At 57.6% G+C, this 15,592-nt stretch carries 17 protein-coding genes; 9 read left to right on the forward strand and 8 right to left on the reverse strand.

The window, feature by feature from the left end:
- Window positions 1-310: 310 nt before the first annotated feature.
- Window positions 311-1,510 carry a tyrosine--tRNA ligase gene (gene tyrS, locus EAH74_RS00010; protein WP_056741332.1) on the reverse strand — a complete coding sequence of 400 codons (1,200 nt, stop codon included), beginning with the start codon at window positions 1,508-1,510 and terminating at the stop codon, window positions 311-313.
- A 211-nt stretch (window positions 1,511-1,721) separates the two neighbouring features.
- On the opposite strand from tyrS, the gene EAH74_RS00015 reads away from it, so the two are divergent.
- Complete coding sequence (locus EAH74_RS00015; RefSeq protein ID WP_123368685.1) at window positions 1,722-3,146, forward strand: peptidoglycan DD-metalloendopeptidase family protein; 1,425 nt, start codon at window positions 1,722-1,724, stop codon at window positions 3,144-3,146.
- A gap of 3 nt (window positions 3,147-3,149) precedes the next feature.
- Window positions 3,150-4,241: an anhydro-N-acetylmuramic acid kinase gene (locus EAH74_RS00020; RefSeq protein ID WP_140674561.1), complete on the forward strand. Its 1,092-nt coding sequence runs from the start codon at window positions 3,150-3,152 to the stop codon at window positions 4,239-4,241.
- 79 nt (window positions 4,242-4,320) lie between these two features.
- Here the strand turns inward: EAH74_RS00020 and erpA are convergent, their stop codons facing one another.
- Window positions 4,321-4,671, reverse strand: coding sequence for an iron-sulfur cluster insertion protein ErpA (gene erpA / locus EAH74_RS00025; protein WP_007947969.1), 351 nt, complete (start codon window positions 4,669-4,671; stop codon window positions 4,321-4,323).
- Window positions 4,672-4,838: 167 nt separating this feature from the next.
- Window positions 4,839-5,873, reverse strand: coding sequence for an N-acetyl-gamma-glutamyl-phosphate reductase (argC, locus tag EAH74_RS00030; RefSeq protein ID WP_019580754.1), 1,035 nt, complete (start codon window positions 5,871-5,873; stop codon window positions 4,839-4,841).
- Between the two features lie 135 nt (window positions 5,874-6,008).
- Here argC and hemJ point away from each other — a divergent pair, with 135 nt between their 5' ends.
- The 6 genes from hemJ (at window position 6,009) to coq7 (ending at window position 10,536) form a co-directional block, all read left to right on the forward strand.
- A complete protein-coding gene (hemJ, locus tag EAH74_RS00035) occupies window positions 6,009-6,437 on the forward strand; it encodes a protoporphyrinogen oxidase HemJ (RefSeq protein WP_140674564.1) in 429 nt (142 codons plus the stop codon).
- 33 nt (window positions 6,438-6,470) lie between these two features.
- Complete coding sequence (locus EAH74_RS00040; RefSeq protein WP_140674567.1) at window positions 6,471-7,439, forward strand: NAD(P)H-dependent flavin oxidoreductase; 969 nt, start codon at window positions 6,471-6,473, stop codon at window positions 7,437-7,439.
- Window positions 7,440-7,525: 86 nt separating this feature from the next.
- Window positions 7,526-8,491, forward strand: coding sequence for a DUF805 domain-containing protein (locus tag EAH74_RS00045; RefSeq protein ID WP_140674570.1), 966 nt, complete (start codon window positions 7,526-7,528; stop codon window positions 8,489-8,491).
- A 62-nt stretch (window positions 8,492-8,553) separates the two neighbouring features.
- The gene (locus EAH74_RS00050; protein WP_140674573.1) at window positions 8,554-9,342 is read left to right on the forward strand and encodes an SDR family NAD(P)-dependent oxidoreductase; all 789 of its coding nucleotides are present in this window, start codon (window positions 8,554-8,556) and stop codon (window positions 9,340-9,342) included.
- Window positions 9,343-9,423: 81 nt separating this feature from the next.
- Window positions 9,424-9,762 carry a histidine triad nucleotide-binding protein gene (locus tag EAH74_RS00055; RefSeq protein ID WP_140674576.1) on the forward strand — a complete coding sequence of 113 codons (339 nt, stop codon included), beginning with the start codon at window positions 9,424-9,426 and terminating at the stop codon, window positions 9,760-9,762.
- Window positions 9,763-9,888: 126 nt separating this feature from the next.
- Window positions 9,889-10,536, forward strand: a complete 648-nt coding sequence (gene coq7 / locus EAH74_RS00060; RefSeq protein WP_140674579.1) for a 2-polyprenyl-3-methyl-6-methoxy-1,4-benzoquinone monooxygenase — start codon at window positions 9,889-9,891, stop codon at window positions 10,534-10,536.
- A gap of 72 nt (window positions 10,537-10,608) precedes the next feature.
- Here the strand turns inward: coq7 and speD are convergent, their stop codons facing one another.
- Entirely contained in the window at window positions 10,609-11,403 is a 795-nt protein-coding gene (speD, locus tag EAH74_RS00065; RefSeq protein ID WP_140674582.1) for an adenosylmethionine decarboxylase, read from the reverse strand.
- Window positions 11,404-11,640: 237 nt separating this feature from the next.
- Complete coding sequence (locus tag EAH74_RS00070) at window positions 11,641-12,063, reverse strand: OsmC family protein (RefSeq protein WP_030130026.1); 423 nt, start codon at window positions 12,061-12,063, stop codon at window positions 11,641-11,643.
- A 231-nt stretch (window positions 12,064-12,294) separates the two neighbouring features.
- On the opposite strand from EAH74_RS00070, the gene crp reads away from it, so the two are divergent.
- Window positions 12,295-12,939, forward strand: a complete 645-nt coding sequence (gene crp / locus EAH74_RS00075; protein ID WP_008147233.1) for a cAMP-activated global transcriptional regulator CRP — start codon at window positions 12,295-12,297, stop codon at window positions 12,937-12,939.
- Here the strand turns inward: crp and EAH74_RS00080 are convergent.
- The 3 genes from EAH74_RS00080 to trpD all read right to left on the reverse strand — a co-directional run bounded on the left by EAH74_RS00080 (window position 12,936) and on the right by trpD (window position 15,587).
- Window positions 12,936-13,637, reverse strand: coding sequence for a lipoate--protein ligase family protein (locus tag EAH74_RS00080; protein WP_140674585.1), 702 nt, complete (start codon window positions 13,635-13,637; stop codon window positions 12,936-12,938). The genes crp and EAH74_RS00080 overlap by 4 nt on opposite strands.
- 67 nt (window positions 13,638-13,704) lie before the next feature.
- Window positions 13,705-14,541, reverse strand: a complete 837-nt coding sequence (trpC, locus tag EAH74_RS00085; RefSeq protein WP_123368676.1) for an indole-3-glycerol phosphate synthase TrpC — start codon at window positions 14,539-14,541, stop codon at window positions 13,705-13,707.
- Window positions 14,538-15,587: an anthranilate phosphoribosyltransferase gene (trpD, locus tag EAH74_RS00090; protein ID WP_123368675.1), complete on the reverse strand. Its 1,050-nt coding sequence runs from the start codon at window positions 15,585-15,587 to the stop codon at window positions 14,538-14,540. Before trpD ends, trpC begins: the two co-directional genes overlap by 4 nt.
- Window positions 15,588-15,592: the final 5 nt, after the last annotated feature.

Raw genomic sequence — 15,592 nt, forward strand, 5'->3', positions numbered from 1 at the left:
TTTTCAAAGTTTCCTTTGCAACTTCAACCACTTGCGCTTCCGATCTCTCGTTAGCGGGAGGCGAATTCTACAGCGTTACTCGCTGCTGTCAACACCTCTTTTACACCGCTTTCGACCGAGAAGATCGAATCGTTAAAAGAGCCAAACAACCTCGCTCTTTCAACTCCTTCTGGGCTTCGATGACCTGAAGCAACTCGCTGTCGAAAACTGCGTAACTCATTGTTTACCAAGGAGTTTTCCGTTTCGACTGCGCCGGAAGTGGGGCGAATTATAGACTTCCAGAATCTGCCGTCAACCCCTAATTTGAGCTTTATTCGGATTTGAGCGTAATACGCGCAAATGCCTTCTTCCCAGCCTGGCAAACATGGGTCGCACCCAGTACGTATATAAAGGTGCGATCGACAACCTCACCATCGATACGCACACCACCAGAACCTAGAAGGTCTCGCGCGACAGCCGAGTTCTTGACCAGACCTGCCTTATTAAGGACAGCAGCAATCGGCATGTCTTCAGTAGCAGTCAATTCAATCTCTGGCAGATCGTCCGGCAGCTCGCCTTCCTTCATACGGTTACCCGCCGCACGGTGAGCATTGGCCGCAGCCTCTTCACCATGGAAACGCGCAACGATCTCTTCGGCCAGCTTGATCTTGATATCACGCGGATTGGCACCCGCCTCGACATCAGCACGGAATGCATTGATCTCATCCATGGAGCGGAAACTGAGCAATTCAAAGTAGCGCCACATCAGCGCATCTGGAATGGAAACCAGTTTGCCGTACATCACACCCGGCGCTTCCTGAATACCCACGTAGTTGCCCAAGGACTTGGACATCTTCTTCACACCATCCAGACCTTCGAGCAGCGGCATGGTCAGAATGCACTGAGCCTCCTGACCATATCCACGCTGCAGTTCACGCCCCATCAACAGGTTGAACTTCTGATCAGTACCACCCAGCTCGACATCCGCGCGCAAGGCTACCGAGTCGTAACCCTGAACCAGCGGGTAGAGAAACTCATGAATGGCAATTGGCTGATTGGTGGTGTAGCGCTTATAGAAGTCGTCGCGCTCAAGCATGCGAGCCACGGTGTACTGAGAAGTCAGGCGAATGAAATCGGCCGGCCCCATCTGATCCATCCAGGTGGAGTTGAACGCAACTTCGGTTTTCGCCGGATCAAGAATCTTGAAAACCTGGGTCTTGTAGGTCTCGGCATTCTCGAGAACCTGCTCGCGGGTAAGAGGAGGACGCGTAGCACTCTTACCGCTCGGATCGCCGATCATCCCGGTGAAGTCACCTATAAGGAAGATCACCTGATGCCCCAGCTCCTGGAACTGGCGCAGCTTATTAATAAGCACGGTATGACCCAGGTGCAAATCCGGCGCGGTCGGATCGAAGCCTGCCTTAATACGTAGCGGCTGGCCACGCTTGAGCTTTTCGATCAGCTCGGACTCGACCAACAGTTCTTCCGCACCACGTTTAATCAGCGCTAGCTGCTCTTCAACCGACTTCATAACAGACCCGCAAGGCTCGAATTCAAAGGGAACCAACCATACAAGATCGCGCGTCAAATACAAGTTTTGCCCGGCGCACGGACACCAATCCACAGACTCAGCGTTCGCGGACTTGCCTCAGGGATGATTTGGTTATATTTTATACAGTTATTTCATCTTCATCATGTCATTCATCTTTTCCAATTCATCTTTTTCAAAGTCAAAATTACCTATGACCAAAGAATCGTCTAAAGCGCCGCCGCTTTACCCGAAGACCCACCTGCTCGCAGCAAGTGGCATCGCCGCCCTTCTGAGCCTGGCGCTTCTGGTATTTCCTTCCAGTGATGTTGAAGCAAAAAAAACGACCCTGAGTCTTGAACTGGAAAGCCCTGCTGAACAACTGACACAAGATCAAGACGCTGCCGAAGCGGTCCAAGCCACAAATGAGCCAGCAGCGTCCCCTTTTGCACAGATCGAAAACAGCGCCGAAGAACCCCAGGAAACCGCTCAGGCCGCACCCGCGCCAGCACCTGTGATCGAAGAAAAAAAGTCTCCAAACCACAGGGAAGTGATCGTCTCTAAAGGCGATACCCTCTCCACCCTGTTTGAAAAAGTCGGCCTTCCTGCAGCTTCGGTGCATGAAGTGCTGGCCAGCGACAAGCAAGCCAAGCAGTTCAGCCAACTCAAGCACGGCCAGAAGCTTGAATTCGAACTGAGCCCCGATGGCCAGCTGACCAACCTTCACAGCAAGGTCAGCGACGTCGAAAGCATCACTTTGACCAAAAATGACAAGGGTTATGCATTCAACCGCATTACCGCAAAGCCTACCGTGCGCTCGGCCTATGTTCATGGCGTGATCAACAGCTCGCTGTCGCAGTCCGCTGCACGCGCCGGTTTGTCCCACAGCCTGACCATGGACATGGCCAGCGTGTTTGGCTATGACGTCGACTTCGCCCAGGATATTCGCCAGGGTGACGAGTTCGATGTCATCTACGAACAAAAAGTCGTCAACGGCAAGGCTGTCGGCAATGGCCCGATCCTTTCCGCTCGCTTCACTAACCGCGGCAAGACCTACACCGCCGTGCGTTACACCAATAAACAAGGCAACAGCAGCTACTACACTGCTGACGGCAACAGCATGCGCAAGGCGTTTATCCGTACCCCGGTGGACTTCGCACGCATCAGTTCGAAATTCTCAATGGGCCGCAAGCACCCGATCCTGAACAAGATCCGCGCTCACAAAGGCGTCGACTACGCAGCGCCGCGTGGCACTCCAATCAAGGCAGCCGGTGACGGCAAAGTGTTGTTGGCTGGTCGCCGTGGCGGCTACGGCAACACCGTGATCATCCAGCACGGCAATACCTACCGTACGCTGTACGGCCACATGCAGGGCTTTGCCAAAGGCGTGCAGACTGGCAGTAGCGTCAAACAAGGCCAGGTGATCGGCTACATCGGCACCACCGGACTTTCCACCGGACCGCATTTGCATTACGAGTTCCAGGTCAATGGCGTGCACGTCGACCCACTAGGCCAGAAAGTGGCGATGGCCGATCCGATCTCCAAAGCTGAACGCGCACGTTTCCTCGCGCAGAGCCAACCGCTGATGGCGCGCATGGATCAAGAGAAATCCACGCAGCTGGCTTCGAGCAAGCGCTAAGCCATGACGCTCTATATAGGTGTGATGTCCGGGACCAGCCTCGATGGCCTGGACATTGCCCTGGTCGAGCTGACCCCGGCAATCAAACTGATTGCCACGCAATACATTCCCATGCCTGACTCCCTGCGCACCGAGCTGCTTGGCTTGTGCGCCAGCGGCCCGGACGAGATTGCCCGCTCCGCCATCGCCCAGCAGAACTGGGTGAAACTGGCGGCACAGGGTATTCACACCCTTCTCGACCAACAAAAACTGAAACCCGAAGACATTCGCGCGATTGGCAGCCACGGCCAGACCATTCGCCACGAGCCGGCGCGCGGCTTCACCGTGCAGATTGGCAACCCTGCTCTTCTGACCGAGCTGACCAGCATCACCGTGGTCAGCGACTTTCGCAGCCGCGATGTTGCGGCTGGCGGACAAGGCGCCCCACTGGTCCCAGCCTTTCACGAAGCGTTGTTTGAAGAGCGAGCAGGTATCCGCGCGGTATTGAACGTTGGCGGGTTCAGCAACCTCAGCCTGATCGAGCCCGGCAAACCCGTAGCCGGTTTCGACTGTGGCCCAGGCAATGTTCTGCTGGATGCCTGGATTCACCAGCAACGTGGCGACAACTTTGATCGTGACGGTCAATGGGCTGCCAGCGGCAAGGTCCAACCGGTTCTGCTGAACGAACTGCTGAGTGATCCATTTTTCGTGACCAAAGGCCCGAAGAGCACCGGCCGCGAAGTATTCAACCTTGCATGGCTGACACAGCATCTATCGAAACTGTCGACCTTCGCCACCGAAGACGTGCAGGCAACCCTGCTTGAACTGACCGCCCTGACTATCGTCGAGTCACTGCAAAGCGCTCAATCAGATACCCAGGAACTGTTGGTCTGCGGCGGCGGCGCCCACAACGCCACGCTGATGAACCGCTTGGCCAGCTTGCTGCCGAACACCAAGGTCAGCAGCACCGCGGCTTACGGTGTAGACCCGGACTGGGTCGAAGCCATGGCCTTCGCCTGGCTCGCCCATTGCTGCCTCGAAGGCATCGCGGCCAATCGCCCGAGCGTCACCGGCGCGCGTGGCCTGCGCGTACTTGGCGCCATTTACCCTGCCTGACTAGCCATACCGAATCCCAGACAACAAAACGCCGCAGAGCCCTGAGGTCATGCGGCGCTTGGTGATGCGGTGATTGCGATCAGATCGAGAACGAAGAGCCGCAGCCACAGGTGGTGCTGGCGTTCGGATTCTTGATCACGAAGCGCGAACCTTCCAGACCTTCCTGATAATCCACCTCGGCACCTGCCAGGTACTGGAAGCTCATCGGATCAACGACCAGACTCACCCCTTCGCGCTCGACAATGGTGTCGTCATCGGCCACTTCTTCATCGAAGGTGAAGCCGTACTGAAAACCTGAACAACCGCCGCCCGTAACGAATACGCGCAGCTTCAAGCGATCATTCCCCTCTTCATCGACCAGGCTCTTCACCTTGTGCGCGGCACCGTGGGTGAATTGCAAAGCCGTGGGGGTGAAGGATTCGACGCTCATGCTAACTATCTCCCGGCGTTACGCCGCCATAATGCGTGATGACGGGCATTATCCGCTTCTCCTAGAAAATTGGTCAACTATTGTTACGGTATATCAATCAACCCAATCGTAAGCCCGGAATGCAAAAAGGCCCGTCAGACGGGCCTTTTTGCTGAACGGAATAAACCTTACGGCAGCATGCCTGCATGGGACAGACCCAAGCGCTCATCCAGACCGAACAGAATGTTCAGGTTCTGCACCGCCTGACCCGACGCGCCTTTGACCAGATTATCGATCACCGACAACACCACGACCAGATCCCCATCTTGTGGACGATGCACGGCAATACGGCAAACGTTGGCGCCGCGCACGCTGCGGGTTTCCGGATGACTGCCGGCCGGCATGACATCGACGAACGGTTCGTTGGCATAACGCTTTTCAAACAGCGCCTGCAGATCCACCGAGCGATCCACGACAGTTGCGTAGAGCGTCGAGTGAATGCCTCGAATCATTGGCGTCAGGTGCGGAACGAAGGTCAGACCGACGTCCTTGCCCGCTGCACGACGCAGACCCTGGCGGATTTCCGGCAGGTGACGGTGACCTTTGACGGCGTAGGCCTTCATGCTTTCTGACGTCTCGGAGTACAGCGAACCTACAGACGCGCCACGACCGGCACCACTGACGCCGGATTTGCAGTCAGCGATCAAGCGCGTGGTATCGGCCAGACCTGCTTCAAGCAATGGCAGGAATCCCAATTGCGTAGCCGTCGGGTAGCAACCCGGCACGGCGATCAGACGAGCCTGCTTGATCTGCTCGCGATTGACTTCCGGCAAGCCATAGACAGCCTCGTCCAGCAGTTCCGGCGCGCCATGCGGCTGACCGTACCACTTCGCCCACTCATCGGCGTCTTGCAGACGGAAGTCCGCCGACAGGTCGATGACCTTGGTGCCAGCAGCCAGCAACTCGCCAGCCAGCGCATGGGCAACACCGTGGGGCGTGGCGAAGAACACCACGTCGCAAGCACCCAGCGTCTTGATGTCCGGAACGCTGAATGCCAGACCATCGTAATGACCGCGCAGGTTCGGATACATATCAGCCACGGCCAGACCGGCCTCGGATCGGGAAGTGATGACGACCACTTCTGCTTGCGGATGCTGCGCCAACAGACGCAGCAGTTCGACACCGGTGTAACCCGTGCCGCCGACGATACCGACCTTGACCATAAACCTGCCCTCAACGAACCCACTGGAAAGCCGTCGATAATAGGGTGCGTATCGTCCTGCGACAACCGGCAAGGTGACGTGCGGCGGCTCAAGCCTCTACTATCCGGGCTACCGTGAACCTGGGAATAACTAAAAATGCTTTATCTGTGGCTCAAAGCGCTTCACATCGTCAGCATGGTCTGCTGGTTTGCCGGCCTGTTTTACCTGCCGCGCCTGTTCGTCTATCACGCTCAAAGCGAAGACACCGTCAGCAAGGAACGCTTCAGCCTCATGGAGCGCAAGTTGTACCGAGGCATCATGGGCCCGGCGATGATCGCCACCCTGGTATTCGGCATCGCACTGATCGCCCTCAACCCCGGCATCTTCAGCCAAGGCGCGTGGATACACGCCAAGTTGACCCTGGTGGTGATCCTGATCGGCTACCACCACATGTGCGGCGCCCAGGTGAAACGTTTTGCCCGTGGCGAGAACACCCGCAGTCATGTCTTTTATCGCTGGTTCAATGAAGTGCCGGTTCTGATATTGCTGGCCATTGTGATTCTGGTCGTCGTTCGGCCGTTCTAACGCCAATAAGCACAACTCACCGGGGTACTTCCAATGTCGCTGCCCGCTCTGCTCGAACAGCGTTTGCGTCTGCCAGTGGTGGCAGCGCCAATGTTCCTGATCTCCAACCCGCAACTGGTGCTCGCCTGCTGCCGTAATGGTGTGGTGGGCAGCTTTCCTGCGCTGAACCAGCGCGAGAGCAGCGGCTTCAAGGCCTGGCTGGAAGAGATCGAAGCAGGGTTGGCGACACTGGAGAATCCGGCGCCTTATGCGGTGAACCTGATCGTCCACAACAGCAACCCGCGGCTGCAAGCGGACCTGGCGATCTGCATCGAGCACAAAGTGCCGATTGTGATCACCAGTCTCGGCGCCGTGAAAGAACTGGTCGATGCAGTGCACAGCTATGGCGGTCTGGTGTTCCATGACGTGACGACTCGTCGCCACGCAGAGAAAGCCGCCGAGGCCGGGGTCGACGGTTTGATCGCCGTGGCAGCAGGCGCCGGTGGACACGCCGGAACCTGGAGCCCGTTCTCGCTGATTGCCGAAATACGCCAGTTCTTCGACAAGACCCTGCTGCTGGCCGGTTGCCTGAACCACGGCCACGAGATTCTCGCGGCACAACTGCTCGGTGCGGATCTGGCCTACTTCGGTACGCGATTTATCGGCACAACCGAAAGTCATGCACCTGACGCCTATAAAGAGATGCTGCTGACTTCCAGAGCCGCGGACATCGTCCATACTCCAGCGGTGTCGGGCATACCCGCGAGCTTTATGCGTCAGAGCCTTGAGGCAGCGGGTTTCGACATGGCAGCGCTGCAAGGCAAAGGTGAGGTGGACTTCGGCTCCAAACTCAAGCCCGCAAGCGATGAAGCCAAAGCCTGGAAAACCGTCTGGTCCGCAGGCCAGGGTGTCGGCGAGATCGATGACCTGCCAAGTGTCGATCAATTGGTCGCTCGCCTTGACGCCGAGTACCGCAAAGCACTGGAGCTGGCGGCAGCGCTGCCCAAGCGCTGGCCACGCTGACAGGAAAACTTGGCCAGCCCATTCCGGCTGGCTTTACACTCAATCCGCAATACTCCCTAAAACATTCGCGACAAGGATGCCTCGCAATGAGCGAAAACCGTTTCAAGATCGTGTTCGACGGCGCTCTGCTGCCAGGTGTTGACGTCACCACCGCCAAGCTCAATCTCGCCGAGTTGTTCAAAAGCGATGTGACTGCCATCGAGCGACTGTTCAGTGGCAAGCCGGTTGCACTCAAACGCGACCTGTCCCAGGCCGATGCGCAGACTTATCTCCAGGCGCTGACCAAAACCGGTATCGATGCCCGGATCGAATCCGAACCCTCGATCGAGCTGAACCTGGCTGACGTTCATGAACACGCCCCTGCCGTCGCGGCAGATCCCGAATCCCCTTACGCACCACCCCAGGCTCCCGTTGGCGAAGCCGTGCCTGCGTTTTCCACACTCAAGCCGTTCAGCTTCGAGGGTCGGATCGGCCGCTTGCGTTATCTGGCCTGGACGATGTCGCTGACGCTGGTGACCCTTAGTGTTGGCGCTGTACTTGCTGTTTTCGGCTTGGCCCTCATCACTACGGACTCGACCGCCGGCCTGATTCTCGGTGGCTTACTGGCCTTTATTCTCTTCGTGGCGCTCGCGTTCGTCAGCATTCAGTTCAGTGTCCAGCGTCTGCACGATATCGGCTGGTCTGGCTGGCTCTGGCTGCTGACCCTCGTGCCGTTCGTGGGCAGCATCTTTCCGTTCGTGATGATGATCGCGCCGGGTAATAACACCGCCAATCGATACGGTGCGCCATCACCGCCCAACAGCACCGCGGTCAAGATCCTGTCGTCACTGTGGCTGGTGTTTATCGCGATCCTGTTCATCGGCGGACTGACCGGTGGCCTTACTACCCTCCAGAGCGAATACGAAAGCGCCACCCAAAGCAGCTATGAAAGTGACTCCGTGACCACCGAAGAGATCGAAGATCAAACCGCCGTGGAAGCAGAGCCAGCGCCAAATTCAGCCGACGATGCAGCCGAAGAAGCCCAGCCCCCTGTAGACTCTGCGAAAGAATGAACAGCGCTCCCCGCCCGTGACACCTGCGTCGCCGGCGCGGAGCTGTTGCGATGGAGAAATGCATGACCCGTTACGCTCTGATCACTGGCGCTTCCAGCGGCATCGGCCTGGCGATGGCCGAAGCGCTGGCCCGGCGCGGCCGCAGCCTGATTCTGGTGGCCCGTCAGCGTGATCAGCTGGAAAGTATTGCGATTGAACTGACTCAACGTTTTGGCGTGGAAGTGTTGTTCCGAGCCTGCGACCTTGGCGAGCCGCTACGGCTGTCCGGTTTTCTGCTGGAGCTGGAGGAAGGTGATCGACAGATCGATTTGCTGGTCAATTGCGCCGGCATCGGCACCTGCGGCCCTTTCCTGGCTCAGGACTGGATGACCGAGCAGGACCTGATCGAAGTGAACATCCTCGCACTCACTCGCCTGTGTCACGCGATCGGCAACAGTATGGCGCTGCAGGGCGGCGGACAAATTTTGAATGTCGCCTCGGTGGCGGCGTTCTATCCCGGCCCGTGGATGAGTACTTATTACGCCAGTAAGGCTTATGTGCTGCACTTTTCCGAAGGGTTGCGCGTCGAACTGAAAAAATGCGCGGTCAAGGTGTCGGTGCTCTGCCCCGGCCCTACCCGCACGGCGTTTTTCCGCACCGCGCAATTGGACACTGCCAAACTGGTCGACAGCAAAATACTGATGAACCCCGAGGAAGTCGCGCTCTACACCGTCCGGGCTCTGGAGAAAAATCGCGCCATCATTATTCCCGGTCGACGCAACCGCTGGCGCGCCTTCCTGCCACGGCTCGGCTCGCGCTGGCTGACCCGGACAATCGCAGGCATGGTCAACAAGGCTTATTGCCCGCGCTGATCGCCCCTCAAGGTAAAAGGCTGGGCTCGGGCATAACCCATGGTTACACTCAGGCCAGCCCAAACAACGGAGAAAACAGCTGTGGATACTCTGTTCACCAAGATCATCAACCGGGAAATCCCGGCGAATATCATTTACGAGGACGACCAGGTACTGGCCTTCCACGACATCGCCCCACAGGCACCCGTGCATTTTCTGGTGATCCCGAAAAAAGCGGTGCGCACGCTTAACGACCTGGCCGAGGACGACAAGGCATTGGCTGGACATATTCTGTTCACCGCCCAGCGTCTGGCCCTGGAACTGGGTTGCGAAGAGGGCTTCCGCGTGGTCATGAACTGCAATCCACTGGGTGGGCAGACCGTCTATCACATACATATGCATGTATTGGGTCAGCGCCAGATGCATTGGCCGCCGGGCTGATTGCAGTAAGCCCTGTGGGGGCGGGCAATCCCGCGCCCACACGCACCTGCGTCGTAATGACCCAGCGCAAACCTTCCCCGGCCGATTGGGTTAAACTGGCCGCCGAGATTCTTCCCGGAGGTCAGCATGACTACCCAACGTCACTACTCGCCGATTGACCGCCTTCTGCTGCAAGCCGATGCCGCGATGCGTACCTTGCTGCCCTTCAGTGGTCAGCCGTACCGTCCTTCGCCCGCTATCGTGCAGCCGGATGCGCAAATGAGTGACGAAGACACCCGGCACGTCGCCGGTCTGATGCGCATCAACCATACCGGCGAAGTCTGTGCCCAGGCGCTGTATCAAGGTCAGGCCCTGACCGCCAAGCTGCCGCAAGTGCGCGCCTCCATGGAACATGCCGCTGAAGAAGAAATCGACCACCTGGTCTGGTGCGAACAACGCATAAAACAGTTGGGCAGCCACACCAGTATTCTCAATCCGCTGTTCTATGGCATGTCGTTCGGGATTGGCGCGGTGGCCGGGTTGATCAGCGATAAAGTCAGCCTGGGTTTCGTTGCCGCGACCGAGCATCAGGTGTGTAAACACCTCAACGAACACCTTGAGCAACTGCCCGCCGAGGACGAAAAGTCCCGGGCGATCCTCGAGCAGATGCGCATTGATGAAGAACACCACGCCGAAAGCGCGCTGGAGGCTGGGGGTTTCCGCTTCCCGGCACCGGTGAAGTTCGGCATGAGCCTGATGGCCAAGGTCATGACCAAAAGTACTTACCGGATCTGATCCCCCTCTCAAAAAAAATCCCGGGCACAAAAAAGGGCGCTTTCAGCGCCCTTTCTTTTTGCTCGCAGAAAATCAGCTCGGCATGTTGCGCGCGTAGAAGATTTCCAGCATTTCGTGTTTCACACGCTCGGTCACCTGAGCACGCTGCTCTGCGGACAGGCTGCTGGTGGCGTCGCCGAACAGGTAGTTATCCAATTCGAAGTTCTTCAGCAGCATTTTGGTGTGGAACAGGTTTTCCTGGTAAACGTTCACGTCGGTCATCTGGTACGCGTTGCGGGTGTCTTCGGAAAGGTAGTTCTGAATCGAGTTGATCTCGTGGTCGATGAAGTGCTTTTTGCCTTCCACGTCGCGGGTGAAACCGCGCACACGATAATCCACGGTCACGATGTCCGAATCGAACTGGTGGATCAGGAAGTTGAGCGCCTTGAGCGGTGAAATGACGCCACAGGTCGACACATCAATGTCCACACGGAATGTCGCGATGCCATCGTCCGGATGGATTTCCGGGTAGGTGTGCACCGTGATGTGGCTCTTGTCGAGGTGGGCCAGGATAATTTCAGGCAGCGGGCCCGGGGACTCTTCGATCTGACTGTCGGTAGGGGTCACCGGCTCTTCAGAGATCAGAATCGTGACACTGGCGCCCTGGGGTTCATAGTCCTGACTGGCGATGTTCAGGATGTTGGCACCAATGATATCGACAACTTCTGTGAGGATCTGCGTCAGGCGCTTGGCGTTGTACTCTTTATTGATGTACTCGACGTAAGCCTGTTGGTCCTGCGGGGTTTCCGCATAGCAGATGTCATAGATGTTGAAGCTCAAGGTCTTTGTCAGGTTATTGAACCCGTGGAGCTTGAGTTTGCTTTTCACCGTTAAAAACTCTCTATGTATTGCGGCCCGGCCGCATGATCAAGCATGCCCGTCAGATGCGTACGATGCACCTGCGTAGGACGGTTAACACCTCTTCGCAATGTCGATTTTGGTTGTATGTCCGGGTGCGCGGCCTGTCGGCGGACGGGCTACTACCCTGAAAAAGTGGCGCATTGTGCAGACGTCAGCTTGGGATCGCCACAGTCTGCACTGCCTTTATGATAGTTGAATGTCGATTCAACCGAGCTCGATGATCTCGTAGTCATGGGTAATTACCACGCCAGCCGCACCAAGCATGATCGACGCCGAGCAATACTTCTCGGCAGACAGCTCGATGGCGCGCTTGACCTGGGCTTCTTTCAAGCCGCGGCCCTTGACCACGAAGTGCATGTGGATCTTGGTGAAAACCTTCGGATCTTCGGTGGCACGCTCGGCTTCGAGGAAAGCTTCGCAGCTTTCAACGGCCTGACGGGACTTCTTGAGGATGCTGACCACGTCGAAATTGCTGCAACCGCCAACACCCAGCAGGAGCATTTCCATCGGCCGGACACCCAGGTTGCGACCGCCGGCATCGGGCGGACCGTCCATGACCACGACATGACCGCTGCCGGATTCGCCGAGGAACATGGCTTCGCCAGCCCATTGGATGCGTGCCTTCATCGCCAAGACTCCACTGTATAAAAAAGGGTCGCCAGCTTAGCACAGGGGCCTTGATTGACGACGCCTCGCCTTCCTACGACGCAAGCCGCTGAGCTGTAGGTAAATTCTCGAATATTGCAGGAAGTGTCTGTTAAGCTGGCGCCAATTCACTGGCGCATAGCCAGCTTTGTAGCAACCTCAGCGACTCATAAGAAAACCAAACACACCGTGAAGTCTTTTCGGGATACAACCATGGTTGCTATTACCCCAACACCCAAGATCAAGAACCTCGACAAGCTGCTGATGCACTGCCAGCGCCGTCGTTATGCGGCCAAAAGCAACATCATTTGTGCCGGCGACCGCTCGGACACACTGTTCTTCATCATCAAGGGTTCGGTCACCATCCTGATCGAGGATGACGATGGCCGTGAAATGATCATTGCCTACCTGAACTCCGGAGACTTTTTCGGCGAGTTGGGCCTGTTCGAACAGGCCGGCCTGGAACAGGAACGCAGCGCCTGGGTGCGCGCCAAGATCGAATGCGAAGTCGCGGAGATCAGCTACGCGAAATTCCGCGAGCTGTCCCAACAGGATCCAGACATTCTTTACGTGCTCAGCGGACAAATCGCACAGCGGCTGCGCAACACCACCCGCAAAGTGGGTGACCTTGCATTCTTCGACGTAACCGGCCGCGTCGCACGCTGCCTCTTGGAACTGTGCAAGCAGCCAGATGCAATGACCCATCCCGATGGCATGCAGATCAAGGTGACCCGTCAGGAGATCGGGCGGATTGTCGGTTGTTCACGTGAGATGGTCGGTCGCGTACTCAAGGACCTGGAAGAACGCAACCTGGTGGACGTCAAAGGCAAGACCATGGTGGTCTTCGGTACGCGCTAAACCCTGAACATGTCTGCCAGCAACTCGCGGTACAACGTGTCGAGCCGCCCCAACGCATCAGGTGCTGCATATTTTTCATGAAGAGCAATGTGGCTCTCGGCGCGAACTCGCTGCTCCAGGCCACAGGCTTCATTGAACCGGTTAACCGCCGCCACCATCGACTCACGCTCGTTATCGAGCAACAAAGCACCATGCACCAACCCTACCGGACGCGTACCGCCCTTGCTCTGGCGCCAGCGTTGAGCCGTGCCGACCATCTTGCGCCCATCAAGGTTGACGTTGAAACGCCCATCACAGAACGCACCCTCTATTTCGCCCAAAGACGAAACGCCGCCCAGTTCATCGAGTAACTGACAAATCGGATCGCACAGCCGGCGATAACCGGTTTCGATGCGGTTCTGGTCACCCTCGCTACGCGGTGGCGCGTAGACCAGTGCGATGTTGATCGTTGAGGCCGATTGCGGCACCGGTTCACCGCCGGTTTCACGCAACAACACCGGCCAACCTGCCGCAGCCGACACTTCGCACGCGGCCTCAAACCCAGGCAGACGATTCAATCGTCGCGGCATGACCAGCGCCCGGTCATTGGGCTGCCAGAACAACAGCCCAAACTCCGAATCGCCGGTGCACACATGGGCCAACAGATCCTGCTCGGCGAGCAGGCCGGCTTCGACGGTCAAGGCGATGGGCTGGGTCATGGCAGTAGACATCCTTTGTTTGGGGTATAAAAAAGCCGGCATCGCCGGCTTCTTCATTAAGTCACGTTCAGTCGAGTGTAGAACCGCTCACCGCGATACCACGCTCAGGAAAGAACAGACGCTGCAGCTCGGTGCCCGGACTTTCGGCGCGCATGAACGCTTCGCCAACCAGGAACGCGTACACATCGCTGATTTCCATCAGTTCAACATCGGCCCGGTTGAGAATGCCACTTTCGGTGATCACCAAGCGATCACGCGGGATACGCGGCAACAGATCGAGGGTGGTTTCCAGATTGACTTCGAAGGTGTGCAGGTTGCGGTTGTTCACGCCGATCAACGGAGTGTCCAGGGTTTTCAAGGCCCGCTCCAGCTCGTCGCCATCGTGAACTTCTACCAGCACATCGAGGCCGACACTTTTAGCGACGGCAGCCAACTCGGCCATTTTCACGTCATCCAGTGCGGAGACGATCAGCAGCACGCAGTCGGCGCCCAACGCTCGGGCTTCAATGATCTGGTACGGATCGATCATGAAGTCCTTGCGGATCACCGGCAGTTTGCACGCCGCCCGCGCCTGTTGCAGATACGCATCGGCGCCCTGGAAGTAATCGATATCGGTGAGCACCGACAGGCAGGTCGCGCCACCCTTCTCGTAACTCTTGGCGATGTCGGCGGGAACGAAGTTCTCGCGGATAACGCCTTTGCTCGGTGAAGCCTTCTTGATTTCTGCAATGACCGCTGGCTGCTTGAGCTTGGCCTGAGCCAACAATGCCTTGGCAAAACCACGGGGTGCATCGGCCGCCTTGGCCAGACTTTCCAGCTCCGCCAGGCTTACGCGAGCGCTACGCTCGGCGACTTCCTGGACTTTACGGGCCAGAATGTTTTCCAGAACCGTCGGTACACTCATCCCTCATTCTCCACTTTGAATACCGCGGTAAATGCACCCAACTCCTCCAGTTTTTCCCGAGCGAGGCCTGTGTGCAGCGCATCGTGCGCCAGGGCAACGCCTTCTTTCAAACTGCTGGCATGGTCGGCGGCGTACAGCGCGGCGCCGGCATTGAGCATAATCATTTCCGCGGCTTTCTGACCGTTCTCGGTCTTGCGCTTGCCCAGGGCATCGCGAATCAGCTCGAGGGAAGCCGCCGGGCTATCCACTGCCAGACCGTGCAGGCTCTGGCTTTTCATGCCCAGGTCTTCTGGTTCGACCCAATACTCGGTGATCTGGTCATCCTTCAATTCCGCTACAAAGGTTGGCGCCGCCAGACTGAACTCGTCCAGGCCATCCTTCGAGTGCACCACCAGCACGTGCTTGCTACCCATACGTTGCAAGACTTCGGCCAGTGGCCGGCACAACGCCTGATTGAACACGCCCACCACCTGATGCTTCACGCCGGCCGGATTCGTAAGCGGGCCGAGCATGTTGAACAGCGTGCGCAAGCCCAGATCCCGGCGGGGGCCGGCGGCGTGCTTCATGGCGCTGTGATGGGTCTGGGCGAACATGAAACCGATGCCGACGTTGTCGATGCAGCGCGCCACTTGAACCGGGGTCAGGTTCAAGTAGATACCCGCCGCCTCCAGCAAATCGGCGCTGCCGCTTTTGCCCGAGACTGCACGGTTACCGTGCTTGGCGACGGTGCAACCGGCCGCCGCGACCACGAACGAGGAAGCGGTCGAGACGTTGAAGATATTCGCACCGTCACCGCCGGTACCCACCACATCGACGACGCCGTCGAGGGTCTTGAGTTCGACCTTGTCCGCCAGCTCGCGCATGACCGACACGGCGCCGACGATCTCGTCGATGCTTTCACTCTTCATGCGCATGGCCATCATGAACGCGCCGATCTGCGCATCCGTGCATTGACCGGTCATGATTTCGCGCATGACATCGCGCATCTCATCGGTGCTGAGGTCGAGCTGTTCGACGATACGGCTCAGGGCTGTCTTGATATTCATGAAAA

The organism is Pseudomonas mandelii (assembly GCF_006438925.1).
GTDB lineage: Bacteria > Pseudomonadota > Gammaproteobacteria > Pseudomonadales > Pseudomonadaceae > Aquipseudomonas > Aquipseudomonas mandelii_C.